This window comes from Clostridium sp., from assembly GCF_016650035.1.
Lineage (GTDB): Bacteria > Bacillota > Clostridia > Clostridiales > Clostridiaceae > Clostridium_AD.
Map to the genome: position 1 here is coordinate 1 of NZ_JAENWM010000087.1, position 16,192 is coordinate 16,192.

The window sequence follows — 16,192 nt, forward strand, 5'->3', positions numbered from 1 at the left end:
AGAGTTATATACAAGCGTTAACATTAAAAAAATAGCGTTGAATACAAAATTCATGAAAAGAGAAAGTAAAATAACACCTGAGATATTCTTATCTCTATGCCTTTTTAGTGGTGAAGATTTGTGCAGATCAACCTTATTAGATCTAAGAACTAGGTTAGCAAGTGAGACCTTCGCTCTCACAAGGGTGACTGTCACTTGTCGAAATATATTGTCGTAAACAAATTGTGTTCACAATTTGTTTACGACCCCCGGGGTTTTAGCAGAGCGAATTTGCTAAAAATCAAAATAAAGAGTAGGTGTTATTTCATACTTATCATAAGCATTTCTAACTCAAGCTCAAGACAAAAACTATGATTATCTAATTTCCTTTGTAGTATTTTTTCTATTTTCTTTATCCTATAAAGCACAGTATTTCGATGCAAAAATAGTTTTACTGCGGTATGACTAACATTTTGGTAACAGCTCAGATAGATGGATAGTGTCTTAATATAATCTGTTTTTTCTTTCTTATCATATTCTATAAGGTTTAGGAGACTAGGGTGGATTTTGTAATTACTTTTTACGTTCTCAAGAAGAGTGTATACAGCTAGATCTTCATAATAATGAATATAACCTGCTCTGTTTAAACTTGTAGCCAATAGCAGAGCTTTTTCTGCTTCTTTATAGCTTACGGATACTTCTAATAAGGTATTATATGTTCTCCCTATGCCTAAGCAAAGAGAGTGCAGCTTACAAAACTTTTCTATTTGAAAGAGTGTATCTTTAATAAAATCAATCGTATTACCAGATGCAAGCACCACAATAGCGTTTGATGTAAAACTTGCTTTAGAATGTGGAAAACTTTTTGAAATTATGGATTTTATAGGTGAATAGTATTCTGCATCAATGTGATGATTTTCTTTATTACATATAATAACTACCTGCAGGTATTTACCTAATATCCATTCTAGAGATATGACCCTACTATGAGCTATTGATTCACTGTCAATATTGCCTTCTGCTAAATCCTTTAAAAGTTCTTGAACTAGGCTTCCCCTTGCCTTTGCAATAGTGTCTAACTTGGAAACCTCTAATGCAACAATAGATGCTACAAATGTTAATGTATCTTGGTCCAAAGAAGTTATAGGTCTCTCATATTCTAACAATGCCATATAGCCTTTTAATTGATCGTCTATTCTAATTTCAGTAACTAAACGGCGTATGTACCTTGAAAAATCTCCAGATGTAAGAAATAATGGAGAAGCTTCTTTAAGTTGCTTTTCAAATCCTTCGTGTCTTAAAACTTTAACTATGTCTATAGAGCAGTAGCCACTACTTATTATTTTTTGCCACACTGGGTCATACACTTCTTTTGCACTTGAATAACCTACAAGGTTATAACTTTCATCAGTAAGTACTAGTGGATTGCCAAGCATTTTAGCTGCTTGTTTTATGATTTGTGAAATTCCCTGATCTAATGTTATGCAATTAACAAGATTTGCATAGTCATACTTTATAGTGTTTTGTAATTTTTGTATATGCTTTGTGTAGTATTCTAAGACATTATTTATAACTAGAGCTTGGGAGGTGTCTTGGGGCAAACAAAATAGAGGTATGTTATAACTGCTACATAATTTATAAATTATGTTAGTTTTTATATTTATGTTGCAGGTTGTTAAAATCAGGCAAGAAATCCTTCTGTTTTTAGCCAATGTTTCAAAGTAATCTGAAATTGTAGTCAAAGTAAATAAATCTAAAGTAGATATGATAAGACAATGATCAAATTTAGTGTTTAATAGTTCTTCAGAGTTTGTGGCAATGCATATTTGATTTATTTGGTTGTTTAAGCCTAATTGACCCGTGACAATACAAGAATTAAGAATTTGAACATTTTCAGATAACTGATAAGATGTTATAGCCATAGTGACCTCCTTAACTTAGTTAAAAATTTATTAATAAAAATTTAGACATATCTCTTAAAGCGTTAATATAACTAGCATTTTATATACTTAGCACAATAGAATGCCTAAAAAAACCATATTTTGCACAAATGATTATGACATAATTATAACGAATATTGTAAGAGAGTTAAAGATGTTAAGCTTCATTAATTAAATATAAATATAGCAAAGAAGTTTAATAGCTCTATATGATTTTTAAATTTAGGAGGATGAATTATGAAAAATTATCCAAATCTTTTTAATCCTATTAAAATTGGGAGCTTGGAGATTAAAAACAGAATTTTCCTTGCTCCTATGGGGACTGCTTTTGGTGAGCACCTTGTACACAAACCAACAGAGAAAATGACGGCTTATTATGAGGCACGTGCAGCAGGTGGTACAGGACTTATTATTATAGAACAATCAGTTGTACAAAAAAGAGGATTATGGTCTTTAAATGGTGGGGGTCTGTGGTCAGATGATTTTATTCCAGGCTGGAAAACGGTAGTGGACCGCGTTAATAAAGCTGGTGCCAAAATTTTCATGCAGGTAGGTCACTTAGGACCTTCAACTATTGAATCCTTTAATGGAGGACTTAAGCCTGTGGCTCCATCTTCAGTGCCGGATGGTTATCTTGACAACGAGGTGGATGAGCTCTCATTAGTAGATATTGAAGAGCTTAAGCGTGATTATGTAGACGGAATTATACGCTGTAAAAAGGCTGGGTTTGATGGAGTTGAGCTACACTGTACTCATGGTTATATGCTAGCAGCCTTTCTTTCGGGGCGTTCTAATAAGCGTACTGATAAATATGGTGGTACCCTAGAGGGAAGACTTAGACTCCCACTTGAAATTATACAGATGGTAAGACGTGAAGTTGGACGTGACTATCCTATTATTGCTAGATTGGCTGCTCATGAAGAAAATGGCGGACGTACGTTAGAGGAAACTCGTGTTGTTGCAAGGGCATTGGTGGAAGCTGGATTAGATGGACTTGATATATCGTCGGGTTCTTATGCCGAGCTTGATTGGGAAATTCCTCCTTCATATTTTGGTTATGCTATGAATATGGAAAACACTGAAAAAATAAAGCATGCAGTTAATGTTCCAATTTTAGCTAGTGGACGTATTACAGAGCCTAGGCTTGCAGATCAACTAATAGATGAGGGAAGATGTGACATGGTAGGCATCAATCGGGCTGGTATAGCAGATGCTGAGTGGGCAAATAAAGCTGGAGGCGGAGACACAGAAAGCATAAGACGCTGCATAGGTTGTGTACGGTGCATAGATGCTGTGTTCTCTGGTTCACTGCGTTGCACTGTTAACCCTTTCGTAGGTAAAGAAAGTGAAATGAAGATTACTTCAGCTGAAGTTAAAAAGAAAGTATTAGTTATTGGCGGAGGTCCAACTGGTTTGGAAAGTGCTATACTCTGCGCTAAGCGAGGACATAAGGTTACATTAGTTGAAAAGAAACACAAATTAGGAGGCCAGATCAATTCAGCTGCAGTACCTCCACATAAATATGAATTAGGCAGTTTAATAACTACACAAATCTATCAAGCTGAAAAATTAGGTATTGATATTCGAACTGAAATAGATGTCGATACAAATTTCATTAAAAACTTTGGAGCAGATGAAGTAGTTATGGCTACTGGTGCAAAACCATTCATACCTAATATTCCAGGCATTAATAAGCCCTTTGTTATAACTGCTATAGATTTGCTTGAAGGTAAAAAACATGCAGGTAAAAATGTAGTTATCATAGGAGGAAATATGATAGGCTGTGAAACGGCCGAGTTTTTAACTAATTATGGAAAAAACATAACTGTTTTAGAAATGCTTGATGAGATAGGCGCTGATTTAGCAGTAGTTCCGAAACCTCATACTTTAGCAAAACTTAAAAGACTTGAAGTAAATATGCTTACAAATTCAAAAGTGATTTTAATAGAAGATGGAAGAATTATTTATGAAAAAGATGAAAACAACTGCACTATTGAAGATGTTGATACTGTAGTTGTTGCAGTAGGTATGAGAAGTGATAATTCACTTATAGAAGAGCTTAGGTCAAAAGGTATACCTATTCATGTAGTTGGAGATGCAGACTATGTGTCACGTATAATGGAAGATTTAGCTGGAGTTTATGATGAACTGTTAGAGGTATAGATTAGCGACATAGAGATTGTAGCAATGGTTATTGTTTTTTCAAAATATTTGTATCTAAATACAGTGACCATAGTAATTTGGCTTAATAGAAAATGAATATTGTAATGTAATAAATCACTAAATACTAACTACATTAGTATTTAGTGATTTATTTTGCACGAAAATATTCTGCCTGCGATGAGTTTGCTAAATGTATGAACGTAGTGAATTCGTTTATTGGTTGCTAACTAACGAATATATTTTTTTATCTGGTCTAAACTTTCATATTCTAAGATGTTATCTATTATAATTTCTAATGTTGGTGCATCTAATTTTTGTATACTCTCCTTTAAATTAGCAAGTGAGACCTTCGCTCTCACAAGGGTGACTGTCACTTGTCGAAATACGGAAGCTAGCAACACATCTTGTCCGTTTCACTTCCAATCTGTGTAAGTGGTCAGTCCCTTGTCAAAAGCTGGAACAGTTTTTGTTGCTTTAAATCATGAAGCTAATGATTTAGGAAATACTTATGTGGAAATTAATCTTACAACGCAGCATTTGTGGTTTTATAAGAATGGTAAGCTTATTACAGACGGAGATGTTGTTACTGGTATGGCAACCAAAGATTGTGAAACACCAACAGGTATTTATAAGCTAAAATATAAATCAAAAGATGCAACAGCAAATGTGTGAAATGAAAAAATTAGGACAATCTCTGTCTCGGTCGAAGAACTTATCGTCTTAAGCTCTTGTCCCAAAGTATTTCTCTTCTAAACTTTAATATCTACTAGCTTGCCATAATTAGTTATCCCAGCTTGACCTTGAAATTGTTTTTTGATTGGGCGTTTTACTCATATTACCACTTTCTCTATAAAAAAACATTAGCCTTTTTAAGGGTCCTGAATATAAAATCTGAAAAGCAATAATAAAAAATATTACATATTAATGAAAGCAGGAATAATATAGCTAGCTGAATTATCATTCCCCCTGGAATTTTGGTTCCAAGTACATGTATACCTATACCATAATTCATGATACTTAATGTAAGTGTTAGAGCAATGGAGCTTATGATGTAAATAATAGTTTTTCTATTTGTATAATATCTGCATACCCCAAGAGAAACCCCTATAACTCCGTTGGTGCATAAAAAAAACAGCCCTTCATGCGTGCTAATAAGCATAACAAGAATACTTGCCACAATATATGACAAAAAACCAGCTTTAGGATTTATTCTGGAAACAATAAAGATAGGCACTGCACTAAATATTGTAACAAATATAAATATTTCTGAAAATAAAACAGGTATCACTTGAAATAAAGCTGCTATAACTGCAAATAATGCTCCTATCACAAGAGTTTTATTCTCCATACTAAAATTCCTTTCATCAATTAATTCATAATATAATATGATTTTGAACTAACACTTATTACTCTATATATTTAGTTCAAATAAGAATATAATACTAAGTTTAAACAATATACTATATTATATATATTAATTCAAAGGAGCTAATTAATGTCACATGAAAAACGCCCAATAAATGATAGAAGCGTACCTCCTAGGGATGCAAATGTAACTGTGCCCCCTATCGAATCTATTGAAAAACATAAAAGAAAACTTGATCCTTCAGACATAAAAGTACCACCTGGATATAAGATAGATGTATTTAAACAAGATTTAGATACCCCAATTAACATGATTTTTACTGAAAATGGAGAAATGCTTGTGGCTGATGCTGGAGTTATCTCTGGAAATGGTAAAGTTCTACGTCTTACTGATAGTGGCACTGAAATAGTTGCAGAAGGATTTAATCCGCCACTAACAGGAATTAATTATCACAATGGAAACATTTATGTATCTCATAGAGGTTTTATTACTATAATAAAACCAGATGGAACTAAGGAAGATATTGTGTCGGGACTTCCAAGCTTTGGTGACCATCATAATAATCAAGTTGTATTTGGCTGTGATGGAAAAATGTATTTCGGACAAGGTACAGCAACCAACTCAGGCGTTGTAGGTCTTGATAATGAAGGTTGGAATCAGAAATTTCCTTATTTTCATGACTATCCTGGTGCGCCAATTGTTTTGAATGGTCAAAACTTTAAAACTAAGAATATTCATGTCCCACTTGATAAGATGCCTGCCTACACTGGGGCGTATTCTCCTTTTGGTATCCCTAATATGGCGTTGGAATCGGTAAAAGGCATAAAATGTGCTAGTGGCAGTATACTTAGGGCAAATCCTGATGGTTCAAATCTTGAATTAGTTGCCTGGGGTCTTAGAAATCCATTTAGAATGAAATTTGATAGGTATAATAGACTATTTTGTGCTAATCATGGAGCAGATGTGAGAGGTAGTAGACCAATAGACAAATGCCCCGATGAATTTCAATTGATTATGTATGGTGCTTGGTATGGTTGGCCTGATTATTCAGGAGGGATGCCAGTTACACTGCCTATTTTTAAGCCTGAGGGAATGCCCCAGCCTACATTTCTACTAGCACATCATCCAATGATGCCTCCAAAACCATTTTCAAATTTTCCAAACCATTCAGCAACCATGGGTTTTGATTTTAATTACAATAAAAATTTTGATGGGTACGGAGATGTATATATAGCTGAATTTGGATCACTAGCCCCTATGACTACCGGAGGCAAACCTTTGCCAAAAGTTGGGCATAGGGTATCTAGGATTGATATGAATACTGGAAAGATATATATTTTTGCAATTAATAAGTCAGGATATGCAGCAACTTATACCGGAGGAGGAGGTTTTGAATTACCTACAGATGTAATATTTGATAAAAGTGGATCAATGTATGTGGTAGATTTTGGGTTGCATGTTCCAGGAGATCCAGGTCGATTTATACCTAGTACAGGCGTAATATGGAAAATCACTAAAAGTTAATAATAACACTAAGACAATTTCCAAAGATTGTTTATTTATATTGCATTTATAAACACCCATATAGGAATAGATAGGTGTTTATAAATGCTTAACCTTTAGTCACATTTTTCAAAAGTAATGATTAGCAACACAGAAATTGTCCACTGCGTTACCAATTTCTGTAACGGGGTCGTGTCAGCAACATAAAAAAAGGAAATTGACTATAACCATGCACCACTAGAGTAACAGCGACTAGAAAAAGTATCTTTTCATCCACTCCCACTTCTTTCATTCTCCCTTATATAATTATTCTTACACAAACTATATTTCTACATTAATTTCCAATTCACTCTATACAGAGTAACATTTTTATAAATAAATACTAATTCATTATTCCTGTCCTATAGAGAAAGCCCACCCCCTAGATTTCTCTATAAAATAAGCTTTTACAGTTACATATATTTAATTTTTTAGTACTCTCTAAAATGAAAGCCACAAAAACTGAAAACCAATTGCCACTTTTGAAAGGCGACAGGCACCTTAAAGATATTGGTAGTGAAGTGAGCACTATCTATTGCTACTCAACATTAGCAATATCTGCATCCTCTAGCTTCTGCAAATTAATATAATTATTTTCTATTATTCTTTTTTCTTGCTTGTGTTTTAAAGAGGATTTTACAAAAAAAACAACTGGATAATAATATTATTAATTCAATTAAAATAGTTGGTTTTTTTATAACAGAATAAGGATACATAGCAGCATAGGCTATATATCTACACAGAAATGAGAAAACCACGTGAACAATTTGTAAATACAATTTGTTTTGCTAACAAGTGGGGGGATAACAATTGATAATTGTTATCTGCCCCAGAGGTCTACAAGGAGGTAAATCTCCGCAAGAAGTCGTTAATATTGCAGCATCGCAGATGATGATTTAATTCCACCTTTCTTATAAAAGCTACTATTGAAATATAATTTTCACCTCTTTTTAATAACCTTTTTAGCTTGCTTGACTTTTTTACAGTTTTAAATATATCTAGAACCTCATTTCCACCCAAAAATTAGCGAAAACCCCTAAATTCAAAGCTCTGCTTCTCAGATCTACTAAAAAAAAGTTTATGTTTTCATGCGCTTTTCTTTCTTTTGCTGATACATTTTTAAATCTGCCAAATGGAACAAATCACTTAAAATGTTGCCATCTGTCGGAAAGTAAGAACACCCCATACTTAATCCTCCAAATGCCACACCTGATGGATTATTGCGGAATTCTAATTTCTCCATTTCACAGCAAAAGGACTCAACCTTATCCCCCTCATATAGAAGAATAAATTCATCGCCCGACATTCGATAAAAACCGTCACTTATTTCAAACACTCCTTTTACGGTGTTTACAAACTCAATAAGATAAGCATCCCCCCTAGCATGTCCAAAACAATCATTGACAGTCTTAAAATTATCTAAATCCACAAAGATAATTGTGAAGGGAGTATTGTTTTCTATTTTTTTGAGGGCATCCTCATATAGTCCTTCTCGGTTTTTCAATTTGGTAAGCATATCATGCTTTGTTCTTTCACTTAATGTGTTCGCAGTTTTATTAACCAATACCAACGAGTAAAATAGTTTATAGGACAATATTGCATTGACCGTTATGACAAGAATTATAATAGATTCTAATAGATAGGAACTACCTTCTACAAAAGTATAATTCAGTAAGTAAACTAAAAAGAACCATAATAAACTCAGCACTAAGAGGGAGTTCATCGTTGAATTTTCTATATTACTAAGAACATAAATAAACTTTTTTCTTACAAATTTCAAAAAGAAAGGAATGGTTATTGCATAAAATATAGTCTGAAAAAGAAAAGCTGATAAAGATAACCTATTTTCCGATAATAAATAACCCCCTCTATTAGATAATGAAAATGCAAGCATTGTATATATCCACGATGAACTCATAATTATAATTGTATATTTCACGGACTGGTCATATAAATACTTCAGTGGAATGATATATATAAAACCTACGATCATAAAAAGGCCATTGCCGTCTAACTTTCCAAAATAAGAAGATTTAGCAGCCACAAGAAATATTAGTGCAACAAAAATAATTGTAAAAACACATAAACAAGCCAACGTAACGAATGGTGATTGTTTCTTTTCCGAACATATATATGAAGTGTACAAATTAACAACTAGCATTTCTATAACGATTATAATATTAAAAACTACCATCACAAACCCCTCCTGATATGCAACATTTCATCGAACTCTTTTTTATAAGTTTTATTTCTAAGGATTACACCTTTTACATAGTGTTACTATTCCCTATGTAAGTTGCCTCACTCTGGGTTACGTTACTATTTTGAGTATTGTTTGTTGGCATGAAAGCAAGCTCAGCCAATGCCTCGCAAAGACCCCTAGGGGTAACCCGAATGGTGTCGATATTAGCAAACAGAACTTGTCCACTGCGTTACCAATTTCTGTAACGGGGTCGTGTCAGCCACATAAAAAAAGGGAATTAATTAGAATCATGCACTGCTAAAGTAACCACGACTAGAAAAAGTATCTTTTGATCAAATATCACTTCATTCTCTCTTATATAAATATTTAATCTTAAATAAACTATATTTGTACATTAATTCCCAATACTAATTTACAAATATTTTTTAATTTTGTCACTATAATGACATATAAAATTGTTATTATAAGTGCATAGAAAGTAATTGATTTTTTTAATTAGAGTCCCCCTTTAATTAAATATAAATTTAATATAACCCCTTAAAAGAACTGATGTAATATTTAATCAGTTCTTTTTATTGTATAAATATCAAATCATATGTATGAAAGCCGTAGAAGAGCTTTAAAAAGAAAAGATATAGCAAATTTTACTAGCAGCACGGCTTGTCCGTTTCACTTCCAATCTGTGTAAAAGGTCAGACCCTTGTAAAAAACTGGAACAGTTTTTTGTTACTAAAATAGGTTATATTACTATTCTCATGGGCTATTCCTGTACTATTAAGATCTTTTTCCAATTAAATCCCCTCCATCAACCTATATTTTCACCTATGTATTTCTTCATAATCTTAATAAATTTATTCCAGTATGGTGGATATTCATTGCTACCACACTTACTGATTTTATTGCGATGAGGGAATCTAATCACAAGCTCCCACTGTGTTCCATCACATATATTGTTATCATAATATTTATCTTTCCAACAAGCTACTTCCAAAGAAGTTAGTTCTTCTATAAAATCAAGCCACTGCTCTGATGTCAGAGGTGTTTCTTTAAATAATACCTCTGGATGTCTGTTTATTTCGCTCCTAGGATGTTTCAAATCAACACACATTCCACTTGGAGTTTTTGCATACCTTATCACTTTGTTCTTTCGTTTTCCATTAATAAATATAGAATGAGATGTGTCAAAATACCCGCCCACTGAAAACTCAAACGAAGTCATTTCTAACAAATGAAACAAATACCTACCACCAAAATTCTGTTTACAAACTTTACAGTGCCTAGCTGGGTTAGTATCTGAAAGACAACACCCACCTAATACTAATTCTTCACGGTTTGATGCTTCAAAGGCCTCATGCGTTGGCATACCATATAAAATCATTATCGTGTCAGTTGCCCCACAAGCAGGGCATTTTTTCTTATGCATATTATAACCACTCCTATAATAAAAGAATTGAATAAACTGTAATCTATATCTTCAAAGTCATTTAGAATCTCAATCAGTGTTGTTCTATTACCTACTTGCAACATTATATTGTTGATTATTTTATACTTTGTCTTATCAAGACCAGATAAGATAAAAGCAACGGTTTTCTCACCAAAAAAGCCTTTGATCTTAGTCATGAAAATCTCTTATATAATTATTTAAGCTTACATAAACTATATTTCTACATTAATTACCAATTTCCTCTATATAGAATAACATTCATGTCATCAAATACTAATTTACGATTAAATGGATGAGCTAAAAAGCCTACCCCATAGCTGTCAACCTAAGACAACTCAATATTTTGTCTGATAATAGTGGGTTTATACGAAAGAAATATTGCTAAAATATGAGTAATTGTATATCCTATAAATAGGAAGAAATTTCTGCAACTGCCACCGAGGGTAATGAGTGTTTAACAGAGTTGACGGAGGCACTGCGCAATATTTCTGCTATTCTCACCGCTAAACCAGAAATAATCGCTGCTTTCCACAGTCTTTTTAGCAGTATCGGTAAGCTTGATGTGAGTCGAAAATCCTCCAGCGCCTTTAATGAAGCACTAACTGAGGCCGGTTCCATAATACATTGGTATCCTAATGATGTTTATGAAGATGCTTTAGAGGCTGTGAAATCTGATAACTATTGTGCCAATCTTGTTGGTAAAAAGCGTGATACACAGAGTAACCCCTTTCTGTTCCACAGCGATGACATATTAGTGGGGCTATTTTTACTGGGTCCAAATCGCCTTTATCCAGAGCACTGTCATCCAGCATCAGAGATGTGGGTAGTTCTCTCAGGAACAGCCCAATGGAAGAGAGGGTCGGAGCTGTGGCAGACTAGAAATCCTGGTGAGTATTTTATTCATACTGAGAATCAAGCTCATGCAATGAAAACTTTAGATGAGCCATTATTGGCCTTGTGGGCATGGACAGGTGAATTAGAACAATGGGCTGAGTGGGTACATGATGAAAAAGAGGCTTAGTAAAAAGAATGTGCTGAATGCAGTTCACCTTTGAAAAGATATTATCATGAACTTATGGTAATATCTTTTTTTCGTTTTTTTATGGTTTTAATTTAAGGGTATCATACTTAGCAACAAAGCTTGTCCGTTTCACTTCCAATCTGTGTAAGGGGTCAGACCCTTGTCAAAATCTGAAACAGTTTTTGTTGCTAATGTATTGCGCGAAATATCTCCTGAAGTATATTGTTCCTGATACAGTTTTTTAAGTTCTTCTGTTAAATTCGAACTATAATAATCCTCACCTATTTTTTGATAAAAATTAAAGATAGGTTAAATGCACGGCACTTATAGGAATCGATCGTGCCACCACACAGATTTATTTCGCATAGTTGATTCAGTTCACAATTAGTTAGTTTTTGAATCCTGATTTCATTCATTGTCATAACCTCCATAAAATATTTGGCAAAATGCCATCTTTATTATTATGGACGTAATGAACAATTCAAAGTGCCAAATTTATTATTCCGACTTTTTTTAAGAAACCCACTAAAAACCATTGGTGGTTGACCAATCCACGTAAGGAATATGAAAAGTCAGGATAATTATAAAGTCGGAATAAGTGGTGTGAGAGGTCGCTAAATAAATAAATTATTTAGCTCCTACTCGATTATTAATCAAGTATTTGATTCTTTAGTTCATAAGTCTAATTGCGTGATACCCTTCATGAATCGTAGTCATTATCTTTCTTGGCTCAGTTGCATCTCCTATACCACTTAGATCTTTCACCTTGTCTTCCAACACGTTTGCAAGTGCATTGTTGGACTTATAGCCCGCTGCAATCACAACAGTATTACATGCAATTTTAGTTACTACCCCATCTTCCTCTATTTTTGTAACCTTAGCTGGTGCAATTACATTAACATCCCTAGTTAAAAGTAGTTTCTAAGGGATTGGTCATTGTTTTTGCTATGGTTCGCAGTTAAAAGCACATCATCAAGCATTTCAATGATGGTTACACTATCTGCTGTTTCAATGTAAAGTGTCCGTGTTGATGAACAAATTAAAGGCTATATGGGTATTCTATTTCCTGATGGTAAATGTACAAATGAAGATCTTATTACAATGGTAGACACAAAACCTACAATGGAATCCTTTGTCCAAACTCAAAGACACACTCTTGAACCTATACTATTAAAAATGCATCTTCTCGCAGGTATAAGTAACAGGTTCGATAACCTTTTGAACCTGTCAACTTACCTTTACCAGGCAAAGCATGCACTTATTCTCGGTAAATCGAACTCGGAACCTCATCTAATTTCAATTTATAATGATCTAGTGGTTCTGATTACTTTAACACCCTAAAAACCTACATAACATCAATATTCAATAGTACAAAAACAAGCAAGGCTTTAATCATTCATAGAAATACCCTACTTTACCGCCTAAACCGTATAATGCAGCTTACTGGTATTGACCTTGATGACACAGATACCTGCACACACCTACTATTAAGCTTTTATTTGAAGTAGATTAGGAAACTCAATGAAAAATTTATATATAATTTTTATGTGATTATATATAAATATAAGCGAAAGGATGTTATTTATGATAAAATTTCAATCTAATATTTTGATTTATATGCTATAATTCTTAAAAAGAGGAGGCAAATTATGAAACAATTAGAAAAGAATTGTAAAGTTGCGCTTATACAGGCAGCACCTGTTCTGTTTAATAAGGATGCAACTATTGATAAGGTTGTTCGGGAAATTCTTGAAGCCGGAAAGCAAGGTGCTAATCTGATTGTCTTTCCTGAAGCTTTTGTTCCATGCTATCCATATGGAATGACCTTTGGATTTACTGTAGGCGGTCGCAGCGAAGAAGGTAGAAAAGACTGGAAAGTTTATTACGACAATTCTGTTATTGTACCAAGTGATGATACAGACCGCATCGCCAAAGCAGCCGGTGAGGTACATGCTTATGTTAGTATTGGTATCACAGAGAGAGATATCAATAATTGTACCCTTTATTGCACTAATCTGTTTTTCTCACCTGAGGGAAAACTTGTCGGCAAGCATCGTAAATTGAAACCAACCGGTGCAGAGCGCTTCATCTGGGGTGACGGTAATGAAGGTGCCTTTCCAATTATCGATACTCCCTGGGGGAATATGGGCAGTTTGATCTGCTGGGAAAACTATATGCCGCTTGCACGTGTAGCTCTTTATATGAAAGGAGTTACACTTTATATTGCACCTAACACAAACAACAATGAAGAATGGCAAACCACAATACGCCACATAGCGATAGAAGGACGTTGTTATGTAATTAATGTTAATCAATATGTAACAAAAGATATGTATCCTGATATCTTCCATTGTCCGGATGAAATAGCAAAATTGCCAGACGATGTTCTTACTGGTGGTAGCTGCATTGTCGATCCATTTGGACATTACGTCACAGAACCTATATGGGACAAAGAAGAAATTATTTATGTAGATATCGATATGGAGCAGGTCCCACTTAGTCGTATGGAATTTGATGCAACAGGGCATTATTCACGCCCAGATGTTCTAGAACTTATTATTCATGAAAACTAAATGGTATAAGCAAGTGAGCCCTTCGCTCTCACAAGGGTGACTGTCACTTGTCGAAAAATACCTAACATAAGTAGTCTACTAATTTCTTAGCAAACAGAACTTATCCACTACGTTTTCAATCTTGTAACGGGGCCGGATCCGCCTCCTAATAAAAGGCACAACCTCCATTGCAAATATCAAAAGGGTAATCAACAAATTCACCCCGCTCATAAAAAAAACGCTGGTATGAACAATTCGTTACCACCATTTATTTTGCTGAAATTTCCATACCTTTTTCACTTTTAAGCGACAAATCAAAACTTGCTATGCAAACATTCCAATCCTCCTTAAGAATCTAAAATACAAAAATGAATAAGTTACCATCATATACAGAATTCCCTCATCATATTTTTCAACTAATTTGAATGTTCCACTTTTACTATATTTACCCATGCATTCTCGAATTCCCAATCTCTTAGCAAGGCGTACCCAAGTGTTCGCCAAGAAACCCTGGGTAGAAAAAATTTCCACCCAGGGTTCTTTGTGAGCGAGCCTATGGCGAGGCCCACTTGCTAGCACCAACCTGTGCTGCTAACTTGTCCAGCCTATAATTCAAATTTCTTAGTTGTAGTGGAGTAATACTATTAAGCTGTTTACCTTGTTCTGCTATCGCTCTCATTTGTAATAGCTTTGTTTCTTTGACATTAATCATTATTCGTCTTTCCCGCGTCCACTTCATTTCTTGTTGTAGCTGTTTATGTAGTTCTTCTTTGTTATCTATTTGCTTATCTGCAATTGCATCTAAATTCTGTCCAATGTTAGAGTCTATTGCATCATTACGTATCTTAACAAAATTAACATTTTACTATACAATTTCCTTAATAAAATTCTTTAGTTATACCCAATTGTCACAGCTAATGCAATTAACAAAGCTTGAGTTAAAAAAAGTGCCCCATAAACAGGTATAAACCATTTCCACCACTTTTCAATTTTCACTCCTGCAATTCCGCAAATAATTGGAGTAAGTGCTGTAGGCCAAAGAATATTAGATAATCCATCTCCAAATTGAAACGCAAGAATTGCGGTTTGTCTTGATATTCCAACTAAATCACTTAAAGGAGCCATAATTGGCATACTGGTAACCGCCTGACCAGAGCCTGATGGAATAATAAAGTTCAACATAGTTTGAACAACGAGCATAGCTTCACCTGACAACCAATCAGGTAGAGTAGTTAAAGGAATTGACATATAATAAACTACTGTATCAATAATATTACCGCTAGTTAACACTACTAGAATTCCACGTGCCAATCCTATCATAAGACATGCAATTGCGATGTTAGAAACACTCACTGCCATTTTTTCAGCAATATTATTAGGACTCCAACCCATGATGATTGAACTTACAATACCCATGGATAGAAATACTGCCGCAAGTTCTTCAAAATACCAGCCTTGATACTTAGTTCCATACACAATAACCGCAATACCAGCAACTAATGTTAATAAAACCATTTTTTCACGTATGCCATATGGATGATTTTCTATATCATCTTGACTCATTGAAATGTGGCTAAAATCATCACCATAAACAAGGCTTGTTGTAGGATCAGCCTGAACTTTTAGTGCATATCTTATTGTGAACCCTGATGCTACAACAATCATTATTATATGGCTAAAAATTCGAAAACCCGCCCCAGAAAGCTGTTGTACACCAGCAATACCCTGAGCCATACCAACAGTAAATGGATTCATAACTGCACCACAATAACCAAGCCCTGCACCAAGTGCAACAATGGCAAGCCCAACAATGGCATCATAACCCATTGCTATAGCAATCCCTACGAAAATAGGTATAAATGGAAAGGTTTCTTCAAATATTCCTATAGTGGAAGAAGCTGCTCCAATTACAGCAATAAATATAGGTATAATAATAACACGGGATTTTCCTTTTAATACTTTTAGCATTCCTGCTACTAAAC

At 34.3% G+C, this 16,192-nt stretch carries 14 protein-coding genes and 2 pseudogenes; 6 read left to right on the top strand and 10 right to left on the bottom strand.

The features are described 5' to 3' along the window. On the bottom strand, nt 1–180 hold a 180-nt coding region (locus tag JJD95_RS16450), incomplete at its 3' end, for a hypothetical protein (protein ID WP_291644104.1). Nucleotides 181–299: 119 nt separating this feature from the next. Further along, nucleotides 300–1,901 (bottom strand): helix-turn-helix domain-containing protein, encoded by a 1,602-nt coding sequence (locus JJD95_RS16455; protein ID WP_291644105.1) that lies wholly within the window; start codon nt 1,899–1,901, stop codon nt 300–302. A 255-nt stretch (nt 1,902–2,156) separates the two neighbouring features. Here JJD95_RS16455 and JJD95_RS16460 point away from each other — a divergent pair, with 255 nt between their 5' ends. Then, nucleotides 2,157–4,082: an FAD-dependent oxidoreductase gene (locus JJD95_RS16460; RefSeq protein WP_291644106.1), complete on the top strand. Its 1,926-nt coding sequence runs from the start codon at nt 2,157–2,159 to the stop codon at nt 4,080–4,082. Between the two features lie 471 nt (nt 4,083–4,553). Next, a pseudogene (locus JJD95_RS16465) lies at nt 4,554–4,742 on the top strand (L,D-transpeptidase); the annotation flags it as partial. A 187-nt stretch (nt 4,743–4,929) separates the two neighbouring features. On the opposite strand, the gene JJD95_RS16470 reads toward JJD95_RS16465, so the two are convergent. Then, complete coding sequence (locus tag JJD95_RS16470; RefSeq protein WP_291644107.1) at nt 4,930–5,430, bottom strand: hypothetical protein; 501 nt, start codon at nt 5,428–5,430, stop codon at nt 4,930–4,932. 147 nt (nt 5,431–5,577) lie between these two features. Between JJD95_RS16470 and JJD95_RS16475 the strand changes: the two genes are divergently transcribed. Further along, nucleotides 5,578–6,972, top strand: a complete 1,395-nt coding sequence (locus tag JJD95_RS16475) for a sorbosone dehydrogenase family protein (protein ID WP_291644108.1) — start codon at nt 5,578–5,580, stop codon at nt 6,970–6,972. Nucleotides 6,973–8,068: 1,096 nt separating this feature from the next. Here the strand turns inward: JJD95_RS16475 and JJD95_RS16480 are convergent. The 3 genes from JJD95_RS16480 to JJD95_RS16490 form a co-directional block, all read right to left on the bottom strand. Next, the gene (locus tag JJD95_RS16480; RefSeq protein ID WP_291644109.1) at nt 8,069–9,184 is read right to left on the bottom strand and encodes a GGDEF domain-containing protein; all 1,116 of its coding nucleotides are present in this window, start codon (nt 9,182–9,184) and stop codon (nt 8,069–8,071) included. A gap of 814 nt (nt 9,185–9,998) precedes the next feature. Then, complete coding sequence (locus tag JJD95_RS16485) at nt 9,999–10,616, bottom strand: hypothetical protein (RefSeq protein ID WP_291644110.1); 618 nt, start codon at nt 10,614–10,616, stop codon at nt 9,999–10,001. Further along, nucleotides 10,571–10,813 (bottom strand): hypothetical protein, encoded by a 243-nt coding sequence (locus JJD95_RS16490; protein ID WP_291644111.1) that lies wholly within the window; start codon nt 10,811–10,813, stop codon nt 10,571–10,573. The genes JJD95_RS16485 and JJD95_RS16490 overlap by 46 nt, the downstream gene beginning before the upstream one ends. 386 nt (nt 10,814–11,199) lie before the next feature. On the opposite strand from JJD95_RS16490, the gene JJD95_RS16495 reads away from it, so the two are divergent. Then, a complete protein-coding gene (locus JJD95_RS16495) occupies nt 11,200–11,658 on the top strand; it encodes a dimethylsulfonioproprionate lyase family protein (protein WP_291644117.1) in 459 nt (152 codons plus the stop codon). Nucleotides 11,659–12,327: 669 nt separating this feature from the next. On the opposite strand, the gene JJD95_RS16500 is transcribed toward JJD95_RS16495, so the two are convergent. Next, nucleotides 12,328–12,480 carry a hypothetical protein gene (locus JJD95_RS16500; protein ID WP_291644112.1) on the bottom strand — a complete coding sequence of 51 codons (153 nt, stop codon included), beginning with the start codon at nt 12,478–12,480 and terminating at the stop codon, nt 12,328–12,330. Nucleotides 12,481–12,998: 518 nt separating this feature from the next. Between JJD95_RS16500 and JJD95_RS20150 the strand changes: the two are divergent. Further along, nucleotides 12,999–13,166, top strand: a pseudogene (locus tag JJD95_RS20150) (helix-turn-helix domain-containing protein); the annotation flags it as partial. Between the two features lie 141 nt (nt 13,167–13,307). After that, entirely contained in the window at nt 13,308–14,231 is a 924-nt protein-coding gene (locus JJD95_RS16505) for a carbon-nitrogen hydrolase family protein (RefSeq protein WP_291644113.1), read from the top strand. A 303-nt stretch (nt 14,232–14,534) separates the two neighbouring features. Here JJD95_RS16505 and JJD95_RS16510 read toward each other — a convergent pair whose 3' ends face one another. From JJD95_RS16510 to JJD95_RS16520, 3 genes are all read right to left on the bottom strand, one after another. Beyond that, the gene (locus JJD95_RS16510; RefSeq protein WP_291644114.1) at nt 14,535–14,714 is read right to left on the bottom strand and encodes a hypothetical protein; all 180 of its coding nucleotides are present in this window, start codon (nt 14,712–14,714) and stop codon (nt 14,535–14,537) included. 49 nt (nt 14,715–14,763) lie between these two features. Then, on the bottom strand, nt 14,764–14,949 hold the full coding sequence (locus JJD95_RS16515) for a hypothetical protein (RefSeq protein ID WP_291644115.1): 186 nt from the start codon (nt 14,947–14,949) through the stop codon (nt 14,764–14,766). A 152-nt stretch (nt 14,950–15,101) separates the two neighbouring features. After that, the coding region (locus JJD95_RS16520; protein WP_291644116.1) for a YfcC family protein at nt 15,102–16,192 on the bottom strand (1,091 nt) is incomplete at its 5' end.

Coding starts and splice junctions, on each gene's coding strand:
- JJD95_RS16515 (WP_291644115.1), bottom strand. CDS start 14,949: ATGAAGTGGACGCGGGAAAGACGAATAATGATTAATGTCAAAGAAACA.
- JJD95_RS16470 (WP_291644107.1), bottom strand. CDS start 5,430: ATGGAGAATAAAACTCTTGTGATAGGAGCATTATTTGCAGTTATAGCA.
- JJD95_RS16480 (WP_291644109.1), bottom strand. CDS start 9,184: ATGGTAGTTTTTAATATTATAATCGTTATAGAAATGCTAGTTGTTAAT.
- JJD95_RS16475 (WP_291644108.1), top strand. CDS start 5,578: ATGTCACATGAAAAACGCCCAATAAATGATAGAAGCGTACCTCCTAGG.
- JJD95_RS16505 (WP_291644113.1), top strand. CDS start 13,308: ATGAAACAATTAGAAAAGAATTGTAAAGTTGCGCTTATACAGGCAGCA.
- JJD95_RS16485 (WP_291644110.1), bottom strand. CDS start 10,616: ATGCATAAGAAAAAATGCCCTGCTTGTGGGGCAACTGACACGATAATG.
- JJD95_RS16460 (WP_291644106.1), top strand. CDS start 2,157: ATGAAAAATTATCCAAATCTTTTTAATCCTATTAAAATTGGGAGCTTG.
- JJD95_RS16455 (WP_291644105.1), bottom strand. CDS start 1,901: ATGGCTATAACATCTTATCAGTTATCTGAAAATGTTCAAATTCTTAAT.
- JJD95_RS16490 (WP_291644111.1), bottom strand. CDS start 10,813: ATGACTAAGATCAAAGGCTTTTTTGGTGAGAAAACCGTTGCTTTTATC.